This is a genomic window from Tsukamurella sputi (assembly GCF_007858445.1).
Classification (GTDB): Bacteria; Actinomycetota; Actinomycetes; order Mycobacteriales; family Mycobacteriaceae; genus Tsukamurella; species Tsukamurella sputi.
Genome location: NZ_VIGV01000003.1, coordinates 575,098 through 594,686, shown reverse-complemented (window position 1 = coordinate 594,686; position 19,589 = coordinate 575,098). Strand labels below are relative to the sequence as shown.

Here is a 19,589-nt window from a genome sequence, read left to right as displayed (position 1 = left end):
CCAGCACACCGCGGTGTGCGGACCCATTCTGTGCCATACTGTGACGCATGTTTCTCAAGAGGCGTCAGGTGCTGGTGGGACTCGCTGCCCTCCCTGCCGCAGCGCTCGCCTCATCGCTGACGCTCCCGCAGGCGATGGCGGCCGACGCCGACAAGGCGCTGCTCGACGCCGCGGTCGCGGCCGCGCCGGCGGCCAGGGAGATCATCACGGTGGCGGCACCGTCGTTCTCCTCGACCGACGTGCAGGTCTCGGCCTGGGCACTGCTCGCGCAGGGCTGGACGAAGGTCTACGGCCCGGTCCCGGGCAAGGTCGGGTCGCAGGGCATCGGCGAGGGCAAGGACGGCGTGCCCCGCACCCCGTTCGGCGTCTTCACCCTCGACCTGGCGTTCGGCCGGCAGGACAACCCCGGCACCGCGCTCCCGTACACCAAGGTGACGAATCAGCACTGGTGGGACGGCAACGTCGCCTCGCCGACCTACGACCGGATGATCGTACAGGCCGCCAGCCCCGGCCCGCAGAGCGAGAACCTCTACGACGCGGGCCCCGTGTACGACTACGCCGTGCACTTCGACAACAACCCGAGCCACACGCCGGGCAAGGGCGGCGCGATGTTCCTGCACGTCACCGACGGTCAGCCGACCCTCGGCTGCGTGGCCATCGGCCGCGACGACTTGATCACCCTGCTGAAATGGCTGGCACCCGCGCACAACCCGGTGCTGGTCACCGGCCTCGCGGGCTGACCTCCAGCACTCACCGCCAGCAGCGCCCCGGCGCCCAGCAGGGGAGGAAATGCCGCGCGGGGGTGGACCGGTCCCCTACCAACCTTGTCCGGCGTCCAGCGGGGGACGGAACGCGGCGCGGGGGTAGGCCGGTCCCCTACCGCACGAACGGCTTCCCGTCGGGGAGCGAACGGCGGGCCTGCGGATCGGCGTCGCGCAGGGGACGAACACGGATACCCGACCATCGATGACGGCTGCGCCGCTCACGCCGACACGGAAGCGATGCGTCGCACGCATCGCCCCACCCTCAAATACCTTACTGAACTGCCCTTTCGTAGGGGTATACGCCGGACGCATCGCTGTCGCGACCGACTACACCCATCCGGCGGCGACCGCCCTCAGCCGCGCGACAGGGACTGCGCGATCCACCCCGACAACGCCGGGATCACCGCATCGGGCGAGAGGATCCACTGGTTGTGCCCCAGCGACTCCTCGATCCGCAGGTGCTCGGACGCGGCGAACTTCTCCCCCACGAACCGCGACTGCCGATCCGACACCAGCTCGTCGCCGGCGATCGCCACCGTCAGCACCGGCGTGCGCGTGCCGGCCAGCCTGGCCTCGTAGTCCACATCCGCACCGGCGACGTTGAAGTCGCCGGTCTGCACGAGGTGATCGAAATCGGCGACGATCCCGGCGGGAACCTCGCCCAGTCCGTCCGGACCGGACCAGTGGCCCCGTCGGGCTGCGGCACGCGCGGCCACCGACGTCCCGATCCGGCGAGCCGTCCCCGAGAGGCCGTCGAGCTTGTAATACCCCGTGCCACAGGCGATCAGGATCACGCCGGCGAGATTCCGTCGGGCCCGCGCCGCGTACATCGTGCCCATCAGGCCACCCAGGCTGTGCCCCAGCAGGATTCGTGGAGCGTCGGGGAACTTCTGGCGAGCCAGGGCCGACACGGCGGGATAGTCCTCGACCACCACGTCCTGGAAACCGTGGGTGCCTGCGGCACCGCGGGGCCGCGAATCCCCCTGCCCCCGAAGCTCGGAGACCAGCGCGTTGAACCCGGCGTCGATCAGTCCGCGGCCGAAGTCGTCGAAGTACCCGGCCGGTACGTTCACGCCCGGCCAGATCATCAGCACGGGCGCCGCAGGATCCGGTCCCCGGAAGATCCGGACGGGGTTCGTGGTGCCGTCCTTGTAGGTCAAGGTCGCGACGGTGGGCCGCGCCGTCGACCTCACCAGGCCCGCCGTTCCGCACGGCGCGCGGCGACCGCCCCCAAACCGCCGAAGATCAGCCCCAACAGCGCCAGGGCACCGCCCACCGCGGCCTCGGTCACGATCCACGGCGTCAGGCTCTTCGTCACCTGCGCGATCGCCGCGTCGAGCACCGTCGGGCTCAGGCCGCCGGACCCGCTGCGGCTCGTCACGTACGACGGCGCGGCCACGCACAGCATCCAGGTGACTCCCGCCGCCACCGCGACGCCGAGCCCCAGGTAGAACAGCATGAATCCCCGACGGTGCGCGGCCAGGAGCGCGAGCAGCGCGGCGGCGATCGCCGTCAGGGGCGCGATCCACGCCGCCTGCCGGATCGTGTCGGCGACGGAGGCGTACCGTCCGGCCCGGAACAGGTCCCGGTTGGCGCCGGTGCCGGACAGGTCGATGGTGACCCGCTCGGGGACGTTCACCTTGACGTTGTTGGCGGCCGCCACGTCGCGGATCATCGGCGCGAGATCGATCTCGGCGGTGGTGGCGCCGCGCAGGCGCTGCTCCGCGGTGGGCCGCACCAGTAGCCAGGTGTGGACCTGGCCCACGGCCTCGGTGAACGCGGCGGGGAACTGCGGCCCGTGCACGTAGGTCGAGACGTAGGGAGTGATCGCCTCGAGCGGCGGCCGGGCATCGCCCTGCTCGGTGAGCAAGCGCTGCACCTGCTGGGCGATCTCCTGCGCCATCGCGTCCTGCACGCCGGCGTCGCGGCCCAGCGGTTCCATGAGCGTGGTGAACTCGGCGCGGTCGAGCACCGTGTTCTTCGCCCAGGCGGCGGGGACCGCCACGAACGTGGCAGCGATCGCCACGAGCACGAGGAGGAAAGCCGTCAGAGAACGCACGGCGACAACGGTACTCGACGGACCCGGCGCACCCGCTCCGCTCCGCTGCCGATCAGTCGCTGATCAGGTCGCGGCCGCGCCCGACGATGAGCGGGTCCGGCCCGGTGGAGAGGACGTCCATGTCCTTGTTGTCGTAGTCGAACTTGTCCAGGATGTAGCGCATGGCGTTGAGGCGGGCGCGCTTCTTGTCGTTGCTCTTCACCACGGTCCACGGCGCGTAGTCGGTGTCCGTCGCGGTGAACATCTCCTCCTTCGCCGCGGTGTAGCCGTCCCACTTGTCCAGCGAGGCGAGGTCCATCGGCGAGAGCTTCCACTGCCGCACGGGGTCGATCTGGCGGATCGCGAAGCGGGTGCGCTGCTCGAGCTGCGTCACGGAGAACCAGAACTTGGTCACGTCGATGCCGTCCTCGACCAGCATCTTCTCGAACAGCGGCACCTGGTGCATCCAGCGCTCGTGCTGCTCATCCGAGCAGAAGCCCATGACCCGCTCGACGCCGCCGCGGTTGTACCAGGAGCGGTCGAACAGGACGATCTCGCCCTTGGTCGGGAAGTGATCGATGTAGCGCTGGAAGTACCACTCGCCGGCCTCGCGCTCGGTGGGCTTGACCAGCGCCACCACGCGCGCGCCACGCGGGTTGAGGTGCTCCATGAAGCGCTTGATGGTGCCGCCCTTGCCCGCGGCGTCGCGGCCCTCGAAGACGATGACCAGCCGCTGGCCGGTGTCCTTGACCCAGCGCTGCAGCTTGAGCAGCTCGATCTGCAGCAGGCGCTTGTCCCGCTCGTACTCGGACCGGGCCAGCCGCTCCGTGTACGGGTAGCCCTCGCGCCACGTGTCGACGACATGACGCTCGGGGGTGAGCAGAACCGGATCGTCGTCATCGTCGTCGTTCACCGAGAAGCCCTCGGTCGCCCGGAGGTCGACGATCTTCTGCAGCGCCTCGCGGCCGCTGACCGCACTCAAATCGATGCCCACGGGCAGGTCGAGATCCATCACGGGGCGAAGGCTACGGGTAGGCGCGGACCGGATGGTGAACGTCGCATGAACGGGCGGTGCGGACCTCCGGCGCGCCGGGACGGGCCACCGAGCAGCCCACCCGCGTAAAATGTGCGGAATGCCTACCACCGCGAACCGCGGACGCCGCCGTGCCGAACACCTCGGGCCCGAGCGCCGCCGCCCCCAGGTCCTCGACGCCGCGCTGGAGATCGCAGCGCGTGACGGCCTGCCCGCCGTCACGATCGGCACCGTCGCCGACCGCCTGCAGGTGACCCGGCCCGTGATCTACTCCTGTTTCCCGGATCGCGTCGCGCTCATCACCGAGCTGCTCGACCGCGAGACCGAGACGATGATGACCTACGTCCTCACGTCGCTGCACAGCGCGCACGGCGAGGACCCCGAGACGGCCTTCATCATCGGCATGCGCGGCCTCCTCGACGCGGTCAACGAGCGCGCCGACACCTGGCAGCTGCTGTTCTCCGGCGTCACCGATCCGGAGGTCGTGCACCGGGTGCGCGGCGCCCGCGCGACGCTCGCGAAGCAGGCCGAGGAATGGATCCGGCCCGCCCTCATCCGCTGGTGGGACATGCAGGACCTCGACGAGAAGCTGCCCATGCTGATGGAGCTCTTCGTCTCGGCGTGCGAGGCCGCGGTGCGTTCCATGCTCGACGGCCGGCCGGACGACGCCGGTCCGCAGTGGCGGGGCGACTCGCAGCGGATCGGCGCGTTCTACGGCTCGGCGGTCTACCGCGCCTTCCACGGCGCCTGACGCCCGGACGAGTTCACCCGGGCGGAGCTACGGAAGGTCGCGCAGATCGCCCTCGAGCACCGCGTACTCGACCTCCTCGCCGCCCTGCTCCACGACGACGACGCCGGTCCGCTGCAGGCCGAGCCCTGTCGACAGCCGAAGACTGCGGGCGTTCCACGCCTGGACCACTACACGCACGCGGGTGGCGCCGTCGGCGCGCAGGTGGGCGATGACGGCGCGCGCGAAACCCGCGCCGCGCCCGGCCCCGGTGCGATCCGGAGCCATGCCGACCCCGAGGTCGACGACTCCGCGGCGAGGCCGGGGACGCGGGCCTCCTCCCCGGTGCAGAAGAAGCCGAGCAGGACGTCGCCGTCGTAGACGCCGAGGTAGCCCTCGTCCGCGGTCGGGGCCTCGTCGGGCGCGAGGTCGTAGACGTCCCAGGGCGGTTCGTACCGCCATGCCGCGATCGCCTCTCCGTCACCGGGGCGGAGGGGGCCGATCGCGTACTCCACGCTCACCGGTGTCGGCTCCACGCGGACCACAGCGCGGCGTACCGTCCGCCGGAACGCCGCAGTTCGTCGTGCGTGCCCTGTTCGACGACGGCGCCGCGTTCCATCACCAGGATCCGATCGGCCCGCGCGGCCTGGCTGAGCCGGTGCGCCACGACGAGGGCGGTGCGTCCGGCGAGCGCGGCCTGCGCGGCCTCCTCCAGCACGTCGGCGTCGGCACTGTCGGCGTCGGCGGTGGCCTCGTCGAGGATCGCGACGGGCGGGTCGAGCAGGACCAGGCGGGCCAGCGCGAGCTGCTGCTCGCGCTGCGGCGTGAGCGCGTGCCCGCCGGCGCCGACGACGGTCTCCAGGCCGGCCTCGAATCCACCGCCGAGCTCCGCCACCCACTCGCCCGCGCCCACCCGTTCGAGTGCGGCGCGCAGCTCCTCGTCGGTGGCCGACGGTGCCGCCATGCGCAGGTCCTCGGCGAGGGTGCCGGCGAAGACGTGCACGTCCTGGGTGAGCAACACCGGCGCCGCGGCGTCCGGCAGCGTCGCGAGGTCCGTCCCGCCGATCCGCACGACGCCCGCGTCGGGCGTGTGCACTCCGGCGATGAGCGCGGCGAGAGTGCTCTTGCCCGCGCCCGACGTTCCGACCACGGCGACCGTCTCCCCCGGCGCGATGCGGACGCTGACGGCGTCGAGCACGCGGCGCCCGGTGCCGTAGCCGAACGCGACGGCGTCGACCTCGACCGCGGGCGGCCCGTCGCGCACGGGCACCTCGCCCGACGGTGCGCTCGACGCGTCGTCGTCGGCGAGCGTGATGACGCCGACGATGCGGGCCAGCGAGGCGCCCGCCGACTGGATGTCGTCCATGACCATGAGCAGCGCGCCGATCGGCCCGAACAGGCGCAGGAAGAGCAGCATCGCGGTGGTGACGGCGCCGACGGTGACGAGACGCGCGTCGACCAGGGCGAAGCCGAGCACGAGGATCGCGGCCATGCCGACGAACTCGGCGAGGTTGACCCGTCCGAAGAGGCGGTTCTGCACGATGCGGGCGCGCATCGTCCACCGCACCACGCGCCAGGATCCGTCGCTGACGCGCAGGCCGGCGCGGTCCATCAGGTCGTAGGCGTGGACGGTGGGCAGTCCGCGGATGGAGCCGAGCATGTGGTGCGCGCGCTCGGCCATCGCGACCCGCTCGGCGCGGTAGACGGGCGGAGCGGCGCGCACGTACATCCGCGCGCCGAGCACGTAGACGGGCAGCACCACGACGACGACGAGCAGGAACCGCCAGTCCAGCGCCGCGAAACCCGCGATGGTCACCGCGACGGCGAATCCCGACCGGGCGAGGGCGGGCACGCCGCGGGAGATGGCCTGGCTGACCACGCCGACGTCGTCGGTGGCCCGCGAGACCAGGTCGCCGGAACCGGCCTCCTCGACCCGCGCCTGCGAGAGACGGAGCGCGGCGCCGACCATCGATTCGCGCAGGCGCGCCAGCGCGGTCTCGAAGAGCTGCGCGGTCAGCGCGATGCCGAGGCCGGTGAACGCCGCGGAGGCGATCGCCGCGGCCGCCATGAGCCCGCCGATCCGCAGCACGTCGCGGTAGCCGCCGTCCTCGATCGCCACGTCCACCATCGCGCCGAAACCCCAGGGCACGGCGAGGCCGAGCGCGGCACCCGCGAGTAGCACCGCGAAGACCACGGCGAGCGCACCACGCTCGCCCGCGAGCAGCCCGCGGGCGTACCGGAAGGTGGCGGCACCCGTCGCGATCGGCAGCGTTCCCGTGGTCGTGGGCGCGGTCATACGCGGACCTCCGCTCCGGCGGGGGTCACGGTGAGCACTGTGTCGGCCGCGGCGATGAGTGTGGGGGACGCGGTGAAGACGACGGTGGCGAGGCCCTCGCGGGCCGCGCCCAGCCGGCCGGCGATCGTGGCCTCGGTGACGGAGTCGACCGCGCTGGTGGGGTCGACGAGCACGAGCGTGCGGGTGTCGCTGGCGAGGGCGCGAGCCAGCGCGACGCGCTGCCGCTGGCCGCCGGAGAGCAGCCGCCCGGCCTCGCCGACCGAGGTCCGCAGTCCGTCGGGCAGGACATCCAGGACGTCGTCGCAGGCGGCGGCGAGGAGCGCGGCGGCGACGCGGTCCGGCGCTCCGCCCGCGGCGACGTTCTCCTCGACGGTGCCCTCGAACAGCGTGGTGGCATGCGGCGCGACGCGGACCGTCCGCAGCGCGGCGGGCTGGATGAGGTCGTACAGATCGGTGTCACCGACGGTGACCGACGCACCGGGGCGCGGCGCCCCGGTCCGCGCCAGCAGCGCGGTCGCGGCCGCGGTGGTCTCGGCGCCGCATACGACGGCGGTGACGCCGGTGGACGGGAACTCCAGGTCGACGACGCCGTCGCCCGCGGGGATCCCCGTGATGCGCACGGGCACCGCGTCGCCGTCGTGCGCGTGCAGAGCGCCCTCGTCGCGCGCGAAGGGCGCCTGCAAGACCATGAGCACGCGCTTCGCGGAGGCGTTCCCCGCGACCCAGAACTTGCCGACGTTGGTGCCCATCGCCTGCAGCGGCGCCATGACCACCTGGGTGAGGCCCACGACGGTGATGAGCTGTCCGACGGTGAGGTCGCCGTGCACGGTCTTGATGCCTGCCAGCACGCCCACGAGCACGACGAAGACGGCGGCGACGGCCTCCATCGCCCCGACGTAGACGCCCTCGGAACGGCGGGCCTTGATGACGGCGGCGAGGGCGCGGGCGCTCGCGGACCGGTAGCGACGGTCCGCCTCGGCCTCGGCGTGCATGCCCTTGACCACGCGGAACCCGGCGACGAGATCGGCCGCGGCCCCGGCTGCCTCGCCGGCGGCGCGCTGTTCGGCCTCGCTACGCGCGCGCAGCGACCCGCCCGCCTTGTCGAGGCACCACAGCATCGCGGGCGCACCGAGCAGAACCAGCAGGCCCAGCTGCCAGGAGATCGACAGCAGCACCACGCCGCAGAAGACGATGGCCGCGAGCTCACCCACGGGGTAGAGCCCGAGCGCGACCGACATCGCCAGCCGCTGCACGTCGGACGTGGCGATGGAGAGCAGCACCCCGGGCGGATGCCCGCCGCCGAGACCGCGCGGATCGAGGATCCGGTCGGTCACCTGGGTGCGCAGCCGGTGCTGCACCGTGTTCATGCCGAGGAAGCCGATGCGCGAACCGAACCGGTAGCTGAACGAGAGGAAGGCGAACAGGACCGCCAGCACCAGCACCCAGCGGATCGTGGCCGCCCAGTCGCCGGTCTGGACGGCCCGGTCGATCGCGAGGCCCATCACCACCGGCACCAGCGCCTCGCCCACCTGGTGCCCGATGATGAGCAGGCCCGCGGGCAGCGTGCGCGACGGGTTGCCGAACGTCGTGCGCAGCACCAGCTGCCGCGGCGTGGTCGCGGCGTCGACCGCGATCGGCCGGTGGTCGGGCTGCTGTTCGAGCGCCTCGAAGAACACCGGCAGCCTGCTGCCGGTCCAGTCCGCCACCCTCAGCTCCGCGCGGTCTCGGTGAGCCGGAACGGGCCCAGCACGGTGCGCAGCTTGTTGCGGGTCTCCACGAGCTCGGCCTGCGGATCGGAGGCGCCGACGATGCCGCCGCCCGCGTAGGCGCGCAGCCGCGCACCGTCGAGCTCGGCGCACCGGATGCTGACGCGCCAGTGCCCGTCGCCGTTCGCCGTGGTCCAGCCGACGGCCCCGGCGTAGAAGCCCCGCTCGCCCTCGATGTCGGCGATGGCGCGGGCGGCGGTGCGCCGCGGGAAACCGCAGACGGCGGGGGTGGGGTGCAGCGCGAGCGCGAGGTCGAGCGCGGTGGTCGACGGATCGGCCAGGCGGCCCTCGATCTTGGTGCCGAGGTGCCACACGGGCCCGGCCCGGGTGACCGACGGTGCGGCGGGCACGTCGAGCTCCGCGCACAGCGGCGCGAGCGCGGACGCGATCTCGTCGACGACGTAGGCGTGCTCCTCGCGGTCCTTCGATGAGTCCAACAGCCCGTCGGGCGAGGTCGCGGTCCCCGCGAAGGGGTGGCAGAAGACGGTGCCGCCCATCCGGCCGACGAGGATCTCGGGACTCGAGCCGACCAGCCAGCGGCCGCGGTAGGTCTCCCCCGCAGCGCCGAGGTCCACGGCGAAGGCGTTGCCCTCGAGGTCGCGCTGCTCCAGCGCGGCGGCCACGGCGATCGGGGCGAGCGGCGCATCGGCCTCGAAGTCGACGGCGCGCGCCAGCACGACTTTCTGCAGCTCGGAGTCGCCGATGAGCGCGATGGCGCGGCGCACCCGGTCGACGTGCTCGGCCGGCGCGGGGTGCTGCGCGGTCTGGGTCAGCGTCGGCAGCTCGGCGGCGGTGCCGGCGGCCCGGGCATCGGCCCCGCTCGCTCCGCTTCCGGTGGCCACCGCCACGTCACCGAAGTGCTCGGGCACCGTCAGCGCGGCGGGATCGGCCAGGTCGAAGGGCAGCGCACCCACCACTGCGGGCACGCTGCCGGCGCGCAGCGCGGCCGCCGCGGCGTACGGGTCGGTGAAGGTCCCCGCGGTGCCCCGCGCCGCCAGGCGCTGGCCGGCCGCGGTCAGCAGGAAGTGCTGATGGTCGCTCTCCCCGCTCGTGCTCGCCGTCATCGCATTGCCTCCAGAACCGTGCCCGTGGTCTCCACTCTGCCGCATCGGCCCGAGACGTAGGTGAGAGCGCCCGCGTGATCCTCGGCGGAGAAGTCGGCGACGGCGTCGCGCACCACGTAGGGCTGCACGTCGCGCATGAAGGCGTCGAGCGCCGTCGTCATGATCCCGATGTGCGCGTAGATGCCCACGATCACCAGCTGATCGCGGCCCCAGGCGCGCATCCGCTCGGCGAGGTCCGACTTGGCGAAGGCGCTGTAGCGCCACTTGGTGAGCAGCACGTCGTCATCGGCGGGGCTCAGCTCGCCGATGATGTCCTGGTTCGCCGTCGTCAGGCCCGGGCCCCAGAAGTCGGTGAGCAGGGCGCGCTCCTCCGGGTCCTGATCGCCCGGTTGCGCCGTGTAGACGACGGGCACGCCGGCGGCGCGGGCCGCGGCGCGCAGGGCCACGATGTTCGGGACGACGGTGCGCAGCGGCTCGGCGTCGCGCTCGAAGGGGCCCACGAAGTGCTCCTGCATGTCGTGGATCAGGAGCACGGCGCGGGACGGTTCGACCGTCCAGTCGACGGTGTCGGCGCATTCGATCTCGGGCAGGTCGTAGACGACCGTCTTCGGCAGGCTCACAGCTTCTCCTCGTTCGTGCGCGCGTCGTCCTCGCGTCGGAGGCGATCCGCCAGCGCGCGCCGCAGTTCACGGCGACTGATCTTGCCGACGCCCGTCGTGGGGAACTCGTCGACGAACTCCACCCGGTCGGGCACCTTGTACTCGGCCACGCCGCGCGAGCGGACGAACTTCTTCAGCTCGGGCACGGTGGGCCGCTCGCCCCCGCCCGTGAGGACGACGGCGCAGGTCCGCTCCCCCAGGAAGTCGTCGGCCACGGCCACGACGGCCGCGTCGATGACGAGCGGATGGGCGAGGAGGTGGTTCTCCACCTCCTCGGCGGCGATCTTCTCGCCGCCGCGGTTGATCTGGTCCTTGGCGCGCCCCTCGACCACGAGGTGGCCGCTCGGCAGCCGCCGCACGATGTCGCCGGTGCGGTAGAAGCCCTCCGCGTCGAAGGACTCGGCGTCCACGCCGCCCAGGTAGCCGCGGATGGTGTACGGCCCCCGGGTCCACAGCAGTCCCGGCTCACCGGGCGCGACGGGCGTGCCGTCCTCGTCGAGGACGCGCACTTCGTCGTCGGGCGAGATGGCGCGGCCCTGCGTGCCGAGCACGAGCTCCTCGGGGTCGTCGTCGCGCGTGTAGTTGACCAGTCCCTCGGCCATCCCGAAGACCTGCTGCAGGCGACAGCCGAGCTCGGGGGTCACGCGCCGCGCGGCCTCGGGCGGGAACTTCGCGCCCCCGACCTGCAGCACGTCCAGACTGGACAGGTCGGCAGTGGTACCGGCGCCCCCACCTGCCCTGGCCTGCAGCCAGAGCATCGCGAGCGGCGGCACGAGCGAGGTCATCGTCACCCGCTCGGCCTCAATCAGCGGGAAGGCCGTCGACGGTGCGGGATCCGTCCCGAGAACGACGGTGCCGCCCACCCACAGCACCCCGAGGATGCCGGGGCTGCTCATCGGGAAGTTGTGCGCCACGGGCAGGACCACCAGGAAGCGCGTGCCGGGGCCGAGGCCGCAGATCTTCGCGGACTCGCGCACCGAGTACAGGTAGTCCGCGTGCGTCCGCGGGATCAGCTTCGGCACACCCGTGGTGCCGCCGGAGAGCTGTAGGAAGGCCAGGGATTCCGGGTCGACGGCAACCGGCGCCCCGCTCGTAGCGCCGTTCTCGCCGGCCCCGAACGGCTCGTCGTCGACGACGAGCGCTTCGACGCCGGTCTCCGCGGCCACCTCGGCGGCGAGGCCACGGTGGTCGAAGCGGTTGATCGTGTCGGCGGTGATCAGGGCCCTGGCCCCGGACGTCGACACGAAGTGCACGAGCTCGCTACGCCGGTGCGCGGGCAGCGCGAACACGGGAACGGCGCCGATCCGGAAGAGCCCGAACAGCACCGTCACGAATTCGGCCGTGTTCGGCAATTGCAGCACGACGCGGTCTCCCGCGGCGATCCCCTTGGCGCGCAGCCCCACGGCGGTCACGGCCGCCGCCCTGTCCAGCTCGCGGTAGCTCAGTCGCACCGGTGTGCCGGTGTGGTCCTGCGCGACCAGCGCCTCGGCATCGCCGAAGCGGGCAACCGCGTCGGGCAGGAAGTCCGCGAAGGTCTCTGAAGTCCAGTAGCCCGCCGCGCGGTACCGCGCGGCGAACTCCTCCGGGAAGTACCTGGTCTGCGTGCTGGTCATACGGTGGCGCCTCCGTCGACGGTGAGTACGTGCGCGGTCACGTGCCGCGCATCGGGCGAGAGCAGATAGTCGATCGCGCCGGCGATGTCCTCGGGATCGGCGATGCGCCCCAACGGGATCGCGAGCCGGTGCCGCGAGAGATCGCCCGCGATCGCCGCCTCGGCTGCGGCCGCACCCCCGAAGGCGGTCTGCATGGGCGTGGCGGTCGAGCCGGGTGCGACCACGTTGATCCGCACGCCGCTGCCGGCCAGTTCGAGGGCAAGCGTCAGGGTCGCGTTGTGCGCGGCGGCCTTCGACGCCCCGTAGGCGCCGAGGCCCACCCGCGGGCCGTTGCCCGCGTTGGAGCCGACGACGACGGCCGCGCCCGCTCCCCGGTCCGCCATGCGGCGGGCGGCGGCGGTGAGCACGTTCACCGTGCCCGTGAGATTCACTGCCAACGCGGCGGCCCAATCGGCGGCAGCCGTCTCGAGGAGTGGCCCGGCCACGAGGATCCCGGCACAGTGCGCGAGCGCATCGACCGGTCCACCCGCCTTCTCCGCGGCGTCGAGGGCGGCCTCGACGGCGTCGGCGTCGGTCACGTCGACGACGTGCGAGGTGACCGTTCCACCGGCGGCGGTGACGGCCCGCGCGGTGTCGACCAGTCCGTCGGCGTCGCGGTCGGCGATGGCGACGGGCCCGCGGCGCGCGAGCCGCAGGGCGGTCGCGGCGCCGATCCCGGAAGCGGCGCCGGTGATGAAAGCGTGCATGTTCGCTCCCACCGTTCAGCCGAGATAGGCGCCGGAGTCGCCCAGGATCTTCGCGGCGGGGTGCTCGGCACCGTCAGCGGTGCGGACGGTCTCGACGATGAGCGCCGGGTTCCCGGCGCGCCAGGCGTCGGGGCCGGCGACGACGGCGATGCCGTCACCGTCGGGTACGCAGACGCGGCCGGGTGTGCCCCCGTACCGCTTGGTGGAGACCGAGGCCGCGGTGATCGCGAGGCGTTCGCCGCGGAAGATGGTGTGCGCGTTCGGGTACGGGTCCGACTGCGCGCGGATCAGCCGCTCGATGGCGTCGGCGGGCCACGACCAGTCGATGCGGCTGTCGGCATCGGAGCGCTTGTGGAAGTACGTCGCGGCGGCGGGATCCTGCGGGATCGGCTGCGCCGTGCCTGCTTCCAGCTCGCCGAGCGCGCGGGCCACCAGCGGGCCGATCAGGTCCACGGTGCGGTGGAACAGGTCGACGGTGCGGTCGGCCGGGCCGACGGCGACGGACTCCTGCGCGATGATCGGCCCGGTGTCCAGGCCCTCGTCCATGAGGTGCGCGGTGACGCCCACGTGCGTCTCGCCTTTGATGAGCGCCCAGATCAGCGGCGAGAAGCCGGCGTACTTCGGGAGCAGCGAGTCGTGGATGTTGAGGGTGCCGAGCCGCGGCATCGAGTAGATCGATTTCGGCAGCCAGGTGCGCCAGTTGTTGGCGACGATGATGTCCGGCGCTGCGGCCGAGACCGCCTCGTAGAGAGCCTCGTCCGGCTTCTTGGCGAGGTGCACGGGGACGCCCCGCGAGGCGGCGAGCTCCTCGACGGAGTCGTTCCACATCATCTCGTACGGGTTGTTCGAGACCGGATGGGTCACGGCGAGCGTGACCTCGTGGCCGGCATCGAGGACGGCGGACAGCGTGCGGTGACCCCACGTCTGGAAGCCGAAGGTGACGACGCGCATCATGCTCCCTTCGCGGCCACGAAGCCGCTGCTCAGGCTGGTGTCGGCGACGATCCCGTCGAGGATCTCGCCGGCGCGGACGGCCACGTTCGACAGCAGCGTCGAGCCGAGGCCGTGGGTGGATTCGGTGGCTCCCTGGACGTACAGGCCGTCCAGTGGCTCACCGTCGACGGTGAGTACGTAGTCGCGGCCGACCCGCATCCGCTCGGGCGCGACGTCCCACCCGGCGAGCACGTCGGAGACGCCGGTGGAGCTGAAGCCGGTGGCGCACACCACGGCCGAGTAGTCCTGACCGCTCGTCGCATCGGCGATCCGGTCACGCAGGGTGACCCGCACCCCTGTCGCGGACGCCACCGCCGAGGTGACGATCGTGGCAGGGCGCATCAGCAGACGGCGATGGCCGGACACCTTCTCCTGGTACTCGACGGCGTAGAGCTCGTTGATCAGCTCGAGGTCGACGCAGCCGTAGTTGGTTGTGGCGTGCCGCGCCATGAGCTCGCTGCGCACCTCGTCGGGGGCGTCGTAGAAGTCGTCGACGGCGGCGGGGTCGAAGACCTTGTTGGCGTACGGACTGTCGTCTGCGGGTTGGAAGCCGTAGGAGTTGAAGACGCTCTCCACGACGGAGTTCGGGTAGTTCCGGTGCAGGTACTGCGCGACTTCGGCGGCGCTCTGCCCGCCGCCCACGACCAAGAAGCGGTGCGGCGCCGTGGGATCCAGGTCGGCCACCGCGAGGTGCTCGAGCAGCCGGTGATTGTGGAACAGGCGCGGGCCGGCCTTGGCCCACTCGGGCAGCCGCTCGCGCAGGCCGGTCGCCACGACGACCGACCGGGCGCGGAGGGCGCCCTCTCCGTCGGGCCCCGTGTACCGGACGAGCCACCGCGCACCGTCGACGGCCGGGTCCACGGGCTCGACGGCCGTGACGGTGGTGCCGTAGTCGATCCGGGCGGAGACGCTCTCGGCGATCCACGCGAGGTAGTCGGTGAATTCGACGCGCGTCGGGAAGAAGGTCTGGTGGTTGATGAAGTCGACGAGTCGGCCGCGCGCCTCGAGGTAGCTCAGGAAGGTGAACGGGCTGCGCGGGTTGCGGAGCGTCACCAGGTCCTTGAGGAACGCGATCTGCATGGTGGCGCCGTCGAGCAGCATGCCCGGGTGCCAGGCGAAGGACGGTTTGCGTTCGAGGATCGTCATCGACAGCGGCGGCAGGCCCGTTCGGTTCCGCTCATCGAGGGCCGCGGCGAGCCCCAGATTCGACGGCCCCGCCCCGATCCCGACCACATCGGCGATCGCGTGCTGCTGTCCCATGTATCTCCCTCGTCGACAACCTAGATAGGATAGGCATACCTGAAATCAAGGCCAGTTCGCCAGTCATGCGAATGTCTGTGTCCATCGACACAGACACCCCGTCGAAGAGGAGAAACCGTGTTCGGGTCATCCCGTATCACTCGTACCGCCCTGACCATCGCCACCGCCGCCGCCCTGGTCACGGGCACTGCGGCCTGCGGCTCCGGCCCGTCGAACACCGAGCACTCGCAGCACGACGCGGGCTTCCCCGTGTCGATCACCTCCGCACTCGGCACCACCGAGATCACGGCGCGGCCCGAGCGCGTGGTCACCCTCGGCTGGGGCAGCACCGAGGCGGCGATCGCGCTGGGCGTGACGCCGGTGGGCATGCGCGACATGAAGTCGGAGTTGGGCAAGGACGGCGGCGGCATCATGCCGTGGGTCCAGGAGAAGCTCGGCGACGCGAAGCCGGTCCTGCTACCCGAGTCGAGCCAGTCGCTGCCACTCGAGCAGATCGCCGCCCTCAAACCCGACGTGATCCTCTCGGTGCAGGCCGGTCTCACCGCCGACCAGTACGCGCAGTTGAGCAAGATCGCGCCCACCGTGGCGCAGCCGGGCCGCAACTGGCAGACCTCGTGGCAGGACCAGACCACGCTGGTCGGCAAGGCCCTGGGCCGCGAGGCCGCAGCGAAGACGCTGATCGCGAACACCGACAAGCGCATCGCCGAGGTCAAGACCGCGCACCCCGAGTTCGCCGGCAAGACCGTCGCGGCCGCCAGCGCCACCACGACGGAGAGCCTCAACTTCTACTTCGACACCGATCCGCGGGTTCGGCTCCTGCAGGGCTTCGGCTTCACCGTCCTGCCCGAGCTGGCGGCGCTGCGCGAGGCGACGCCTCCCGGCAAGTTCGCGGCGCCGGTGAGCTGGGAGAACGTGCCGAAGTACAACGCCGACGTGCTCACCTCGTGGTATCTCGACGCCGCCAAGCGCGAGGCGACGGAGGCCAACCCGTCGTTCACGAGCCTGAAGGCCGTGCAGCGCAAGGCCTATGTGCCCCTGACCGATCCGCCGCTCGTGTACGCGGTCAGCTCGCCCAACGTGCTCGACGTGCCGTGGCTGCTGGATCGCTACGTGCCCCTGCTGTCCGCCGCCGCCAAGAACGCGGGGTGATCCCGGGGCAGCGCCGCCGACTCGAAAATGTCGCTCTAGAAATAGCTTGTCAAGATCTGTTTTCGTTCGATATCGGTCGATAGAATCGAAGGTATGAATCATTCGGACGACGCGTTCACGCTGGGGCGGCGGGTGTTCTCCCCGTTGCCGTCGGTGTTCGACGGTGCGGTGTCCGGGTTGAGTGCTGCGGGTGCACTCTCGCGGTTGCGGGTGTTGACGGTCGAGCAGAATCGGTTGGAGGCGGAGCGGTCGGCGGCGCTGACCAGGCTGTACGAGTTGCGTGATGATGCGCGGCGGGTGCGGGAGCAGTCCTCGCGGCGGTTCGTCGATGACTGGGATGAGCTGGTCGCGGAGGTCGGCGCCGCGCTCGGAACAGGGCGGGGTGCTGCGGGGGCGGCGGTGCATCGGGGGTTGGATCTGCGGGAGCGCTGCCCGCAATTGTTCGAACTGTTCGCCGCAGGGAAAGTCTCGCTGCCGTTGGTGCGGGAGGTACTCCGCGCATCGGCCGCCGTGATTGATGAGCCGGTGGCGAAGGTTTTCGATGAACAGGTCACCGGGTGGCTCGCAGCCCGCTCCGGTGAGGCGGTCACCACGCGGGCGGTGACGGATGCCGCGAAAGCGATGCTGGTCCGCCTGGATGCGGACGCCGCGCGGCAGACACCTCCCCCGGCGCCGCGGGAGCGGCTCGAGTTCCATGCCCGCGCCGATGGGCTGGTCGATCTGGAAGCGGTGATGGGCAAGGATCAGGCGATCCGCTTGTCGGCGGCAGTAGCGCCCGTCGCGCGATCGGTATGCCGGGAAGATGGCCGGACGCTCGGGCAGCGGCAGGTCGCCGCGCTGCTCGCGCTGGCCGAGGGCTACGAGAGTCTGGGCTGTCTGTGCGGGCGTGAGGGCTGTGACCTGCAGGAGGCTCGGCGCCGGACTGGGGCCATGTCGCAGGAGGTCACCGCGTTGGCGGTGATCGTCCTCAACGAAACCGACCTGGCCGAGGTCACCACCACCGATAGCGAGACCGCGAGCGCGAGCCGAACCGGCGCGGACACGCCATGTGAGCCCGACCTCTTCACGGATTCGGCCGACGCCGAGGCCCATACCGGCACGGACGAAGTTGCCCTTGCCCCGGACGGCGCGCACCAGCCGGTCCCGCGGCTGCAGCCCGCTGAAGCTCAGAGCACCGGCGCGGTGGTCCTCACCGACGATCCGGGGATTTCCGGTCCGGTCACCGTCGCGCAGGCCGGGGAGTTGATCAGGGCGAGCCGGACGCAGTGGCGGGTCCTCGGCAGGCGCGACCCCGGCACAGGTGAGGTGCACGTGCGGGGCGCCGGCGGGTACCGGCCCACCTGGTACCAACTGCTGATCATGCGCCTGACCTACCCCACCTGCGTCTTCCCCGGCTGCAGCACCCCCTCCGGCCGCTGCCAAGCCGATCACGTCGCCGAGTACGACCACGACGACCCCGCCACGGGCGGACCGACCACCGTCGCCGGCAAGAACACGGCGGGGAACCTGGTACCGCTGTGCGGATTTCACCACCGGATCAAGACCGAAACCGGCTGGATCTCCGACATCCTGCCCGACGGCACCATCGAATGGCGCCACCCCACCGGCGGCAACTACACCGTGCCACCGGGCACCGCCCGTGAGTTGCTCCCCGGACTCGAGAAGATCATCTGGGACGCGCCGGAACCCACGCGGCCACCGACACCGAAGAACCCCGACGGACTGGCGACCGCCGCCAAACGCCGTGCCAAAGCCCGCATCGCACTCCGCGCCCAGAACCGACTCCTACGCCACCAACGCCACGAACAACGCAACACCGACGCCGAAACCCGAGCCCGCGACCACGAACGCGCTCAGGCCGAAGCCGCAGGCGAGGCCTACGACGCCACCCGGCCGCTCAAACCCCCACCCTTCTAGCGGCCAGCGGTCGCCGTGCTGCGCGCGAATCACCCGACACGACAATAGAAAACGACCGACTACAAGCCCGCCGCCTCGAGAGCCTGCTCGTAGAGGTCGGTGGCCTCATCCCGGGACTTGCCCGCGGCGAGCGCCTCGGCGAAGACCGCGCGCAGACGCTCCTCGCCCGCGGCCTCGAAGCGCTGGGTCCAGGCCTCGGCGTCGTGCCGCCAGTAGCCGACCACGTCAGCGCGGTCGCGCGACCAGCCCAGCCCGCGCACGTGCTTCTTCGCGGCACGGGTGTCCGCCGCCTCCCCCGCGAGCCACAGGTACCCGTCGATCGGCAGGTCGACGGTGCGCAGCACCTCCGGCAGGCGGCTGGGCGCTGCACCGTTGCCGGTCCCGATGATCTCGATCACCGCGGTACCCGGTCGCTCGGGAAGGTAGGCGATCTCGCTGCGATCCAGGACTTCCGCGATCACCGTCACGTCGATACCCTCCGGCGTCTCCTCCAGAACACGGGCGAGCGCGGGCAGCGCCGCGAGGTCACCGGCGAGAACGTGGCACGAAGCGTCGGAGGCCGGCTCGTACCAGGATCGCGGCCCCGCTGCGAGCAGACGCCAGCCGGGCCGTGCGGCGCGGAACCACTCGATAGCGGGACCATGGTCGTGCTCGGCCACGTCGACCGTCATGCGCCGGGTCTCAGGATCGTAGGCACGCACCGAGTAGTTGCGATGGCCCTGGCTGCGCTCGGGATCGGCGATCTCCCACCCGCCGAGGGCGCCGGGATCGTCCGAGGGACGGGCATGCAACGCCTCGCCGTCGGGCGAGAAGTAGAAGGCGACCGACTCGTCACCGGGCGTGATGGGAACGTAGCCGCCGCCTGTGCCGCCGCCCACCTCGAACTCGAGGCGCAGCAGATTCTCCGCGACCCGCGAGGTCTCGGCGAGGGTGAGGACGAAATCGTTCCACTTCATGGGTCTCTCCCAACAGTCGGGCCACGGCGCTGATCGGGAGCGTGCTGCGCGGCGAACGGGACGGCGGCATGGTCCGGCACGCAGGACCTACTTCCAGCAAAGTGTAGGCTTACCTACCTGACCGCATCGCAGATTACCCCAAGGAGACGGTTTCGAGATGTCCACCTTCCCGCTGACCGCAGACCGCGTGCGCGCCGACGTCGCCGAACTGCTCCAGGTGCCCCCGCAATCGATCGCGGACGACGAGAACCTCTTCGACCTGGGCCTGGACTCGGTGCGGGTCATGACGCTCATCCAGCGCTGGCGCGACGCGGGCGCCGCCGATCTGGAGTTCCCGGACCTCGCGGAACAGCCCGAACTGGCGCACTGGCAGCAGCTCGTGGTGGGCGGATGAATCCGTTCGACGACCCGGACGGCGGCTTCCTCGTGCTCCGCAACGCCCTCGAACAGCGCTCGCTGTGGCCTCGCTTCGCCGACGTACCCGCCGGATGGACCGTCGAATTCGGTCCCGCCTCCCGCGAGGACTGCCGCAACCACATCGAGGCCGCGTGGACTGACCTCCGTCCGCGGCGCGCCGACCTCCCCCGCTAGCCGAACCACTGCCCAGGA

Annotated in this window: 20 protein-coding genes; 6 read left to right on the top strand and 14 right to left on the bottom strand. The window is 71.6% G+C overall.

Going from position 1 to position 19,589, the window contains the following annotated elements; translation table 11 throughout:
- Positions 1 to 47 precede the first annotated feature (47 nt).
- Entirely contained in the window at positions 48 to 740 is a 693-nt protein-coding gene (locus tag FK268_RS12310; protein WP_231707048.1) for a L,D-transpeptidase family protein, read from the top strand.
- A 377-nt stretch (positions 741 to 1,117) separates the two neighbouring features.
- Here the strand turns inward: FK268_RS12310 and FK268_RS12305 are convergent, their stop codons facing one another.
- The 3 genes from FK268_RS12305 to ppk2 are packed head-to-tail and all read right to left on the bottom strand — an operon-like array spanning position 1,118 to position 3,814.
- A complete protein-coding gene (locus FK268_RS12305; RefSeq protein WP_146434340.1) occupies positions 1,118 to 1,957 on the bottom strand; it encodes an alpha/beta fold hydrolase in 840 nt (279 codons plus the stop codon).
- Entirely contained in the window at positions 1,954 to 2,823 is an 870-nt protein-coding gene (locus FK268_RS12300) for a hypothetical protein (protein ID WP_146434338.1), read from the bottom strand. Before FK268_RS12300 ends, FK268_RS12305 begins: the two co-directional genes overlap by 4 nt.
- Positions 2,824 to 2,875: 52 nt before the next feature.
- A complete protein-coding gene (gene ppk2, locus FK268_RS12295) occupies positions 2,876 to 3,814 on the bottom strand; it encodes a polyphosphate kinase 2 (RefSeq protein ID WP_146434584.1) in 939 nt (312 codons plus the stop codon).
- A gap of 121 nt (positions 3,815 to 3,935) precedes the next feature.
- Here ppk2 and FK268_RS12290 point away from each other — a divergent pair, with 121 nt between their 5' ends.
- The gene (locus FK268_RS12290) at positions 3,936 to 4,586 is read left to right on the top strand and encodes a TetR/AcrR family transcriptional regulator (protein ID WP_146434336.1); all 651 of its coding nucleotides are present in this window, start codon (positions 3,936 to 3,938) and stop codon (positions 4,584 to 4,586) included.
- A 27-nt stretch (positions 4,587 to 4,613) separates the two neighbouring features.
- Here the strand turns inward: FK268_RS12290 and FK268_RS24205 are convergent, their stop codons facing one another.
- From FK268_RS24205 to FK268_RS12245, 10 genes are read right to left on the bottom strand one after another with little or no spacing between them, the layout of a single operon-like run.
- Positions 4,614 to 4,763, bottom strand: coding sequence for a hypothetical protein (locus FK268_RS24205; protein WP_158636094.1), 150 nt, complete (start codon positions 4,761 to 4,763; stop codon positions 4,614 to 4,616).
- Positions 4,754 to 5,083: a hypothetical protein gene (locus FK268_RS12285; RefSeq protein ID WP_146434334.1), complete on the bottom strand. Its 330-nt coding sequence runs from the start codon at positions 5,081 to 5,083 to the stop codon at positions 4,754 to 4,756. The genes FK268_RS24205 and FK268_RS12285 overlap by 10 nt, the downstream gene beginning before the upstream one ends.
- On the bottom strand, positions 5,080 to 6,858 hold the full coding sequence (locus FK268_RS12280; protein WP_146434332.1) for an ABC transporter ATP-binding protein: 1,779 nt from the start codon (positions 6,856 to 6,858) through the stop codon (positions 5,080 to 5,082). Before FK268_RS12280 ends, FK268_RS12285 begins: the two co-directional genes overlap by 4 nt.
- Positions 6,855 to 8,564: an ABC transporter transmembrane domain-containing protein gene (locus FK268_RS12275; protein ID WP_231707047.1), complete on the bottom strand. Its 1,710-nt coding sequence runs from the start codon at positions 8,562 to 8,564 to the stop codon at positions 6,855 to 6,857. Before FK268_RS12275 ends, FK268_RS12280 begins: the two co-directional genes overlap by 4 nt.
- A gap of 2 nt (positions 8,565 to 8,566) precedes the next feature.
- Complete coding sequence (locus tag FK268_RS12270) at positions 8,567 to 9,688, bottom strand: isochorismate synthase (RefSeq protein WP_146434330.1); 1,122 nt, start codon at positions 9,686 to 9,688, stop codon at positions 8,567 to 8,569.
- Complete coding sequence (locus FK268_RS12265) at positions 9,685 to 10,308, bottom strand: isochorismatase family protein (protein ID WP_146434328.1); 624 nt, start codon at positions 10,306 to 10,308, stop codon at positions 9,685 to 9,687. Before FK268_RS12265 ends, FK268_RS12270 begins: the two co-directional genes overlap by 4 nt.
- Positions 10,305 to 11,960: a (2,3-dihydroxybenzoyl)adenylate synthase gene (locus FK268_RS12260; protein ID WP_146434326.1), complete on the bottom strand. Its 1,656-nt coding sequence runs from the start codon at positions 11,958 to 11,960 to the stop codon at positions 10,305 to 10,307. The genes FK268_RS12265 and FK268_RS12260 overlap by 4 nt, the downstream gene beginning before the upstream one ends.
- The gene (locus tag FK268_RS12255) at positions 11,957 to 12,706 is read right to left on the bottom strand and encodes an SDR family oxidoreductase (RefSeq protein ID WP_146434324.1); all 750 of its coding nucleotides are present in this window, start codon (positions 12,704 to 12,706) and stop codon (positions 11,957 to 11,959) included. The genes FK268_RS12260 and FK268_RS12255 overlap by 4 nt, the downstream gene beginning before the upstream one ends.
- A gap of 15 nt (positions 12,707 to 12,721) precedes the next feature.
- Positions 12,722 to 13,657 carry a methionyl-tRNA formyltransferase gene (locus tag FK268_RS12250; RefSeq protein WP_146434580.1) on the bottom strand — a complete coding sequence of 312 codons (936 nt, stop codon included), beginning with the start codon at positions 13,655 to 13,657 and terminating at the stop codon, positions 12,722 to 12,724.
- Positions 13,657 to 14,958, bottom strand: a complete 1,302-nt coding sequence (locus FK268_RS12245) for a lysine N(6)-hydroxylase/L-ornithine N(5)-oxygenase family protein (RefSeq protein WP_146434322.1) — start codon at positions 14,956 to 14,958, stop codon at positions 13,657 to 13,659. The genes FK268_RS12250 and FK268_RS12245 overlap by 1 nt, the downstream gene beginning before the upstream one ends.
- 117 nt (positions 14,959 to 15,075) lie before the next feature.
- On the opposite strand from FK268_RS12245, the gene FK268_RS12240 reads away from it, so the two are divergent.
- The gene (locus FK268_RS12240) at positions 15,076 to 16,107 is read left to right on the top strand and encodes an iron-siderophore ABC transporter substrate-binding protein (protein ID WP_146434320.1); all 1,032 of its coding nucleotides are present in this window, start codon (positions 15,076 to 15,078) and stop codon (positions 16,105 to 16,107) included.
- Between the two features lie 93 nt (positions 16,108 to 16,200).
- A complete protein-coding gene (locus tag FK268_RS12235) occupies positions 16,201 to 18,024 on the top strand; it encodes an HNH endonuclease signature motif containing protein (RefSeq protein WP_146434318.1) in 1,824 nt (607 codons plus the stop codon).
- Positions 18,025 to 18,083: 59 nt separating this feature from the next.
- Here the strand turns inward: FK268_RS12235 and FK268_RS12230 are convergent, their stop codons facing one another.
- On the bottom strand, positions 18,084 to 18,980 hold the full coding sequence (locus FK268_RS12230) for a siderophore-interacting protein (protein ID WP_146434317.1): 897 nt from the start codon (positions 18,978 to 18,980) through the stop codon (positions 18,084 to 18,086).
- Between the two features lie 157 nt (positions 18,981 to 19,137).
- Here FK268_RS12230 and FK268_RS12225 point away from each other — a divergent pair, with 157 nt between their 5' ends.
- Positions 19,138 to 19,374 carry a phosphopantetheine-binding protein gene (locus tag FK268_RS12225; RefSeq protein ID WP_146434315.1) on the top strand — a complete coding sequence of 79 codons (237 nt, stop codon included), beginning with the start codon at positions 19,138 to 19,140 and terminating at the stop codon, positions 19,372 to 19,374.
- Positions 19,371 to 19,571, top strand: a complete 201-nt coding sequence (locus tag FK268_RS12220; protein WP_146434313.1) for an MbtH family protein — start codon at positions 19,371 to 19,373, stop codon at positions 19,569 to 19,571. Before FK268_RS12225 ends, FK268_RS12220 begins: the two co-directional genes overlap by 4 nt.
- Positions 19,572 to 19,589 lie beyond the last annotated feature (18 nt).

Bases quoted from the DNA above. Each gene is read 5' to 3' on its own strand.
- FK268_RS12310 (WP_231707048.1), top strand. From the start codon at position 48: ATGTTTCTCAAGAGGCGTCAGGTGCTGGTGGGACTCGCTGCCCTCCCT.
- ppk2 (WP_146434584.1), bottom strand. From the start codon at position 3,814: ATGGATCTCGACCTGCCCGTGGGCATCGATTTGAGTGCGGTCAGCGGC.
- FK268_RS12290 (WP_146434336.1), top strand. From the start codon at position 3,936: ATGCCTACCACCGCGAACCGCGGACGCCGCCGTGCCGAACACCTCGGG.
- FK268_RS12280 (WP_146434332.1), bottom strand. From the start codon at position 6,858: ATGACCGCGCCCACGACCACGGGAACGCTGCCGATCGCGACGGGTGCC.
- FK268_RS12270 (WP_146434330.1), bottom strand. From the start codon at position 9,688: ATGACGGCGAGCACGAGCGGGGAGAGCGACCATCAGCACTTCCTGCTG.
- FK268_RS12260 (WP_146434326.1), bottom strand. From the start codon at position 11,960: ATGACCAGCACGCAGACCAGGTACTTCCCGGAGGAGTTCGCCGCGCGG.
- FK268_RS12255 (WP_146434324.1), bottom strand. From the start codon at position 12,706: ATGCACGCTTTCATCACCGGCGCCGCTTCCGGGATCGGCGCCGCGACC.
- FK268_RS12250 (WP_146434580.1), bottom strand. From the start codon at position 13,657: ATGCGCGTCGTCACCTTCGGCTTCCAGACGTGGGGTCACCGCACGCTG.
- FK268_RS12245 (WP_146434322.1), bottom strand. From the start codon at position 14,958: ATGGGACAGCAGCACGCGATCGCCGATGTGGTCGGGATCGGGGCGGGG.
- FK268_RS12235 (WP_146434318.1), top strand. From the start codon at position 16,201: ATGAATCATTCGGACGACGCGTTCACGCTGGGGCGGCGGGTGTTCTCC.
- FK268_RS12230 (WP_146434317.1), bottom strand. From the start codon at position 18,980: ATGAAGTGGAACGATTTCGTCCTCACCCTCGCCGAGACCTCGCGGGTC.
- FK268_RS12225 (WP_146434315.1), top strand. From the start codon at position 19,138: ATGTCCACCTTCCCGCTGACCGCAGACCGCGTGCGCGCCGACGTCGCC.
- FK268_RS12220 (WP_146434313.1), top strand. From the start codon at position 19,371: ATGAATCCGTTCGACGACCCGGACGGCGGCTTCCTCGTGCTCCGCAAC.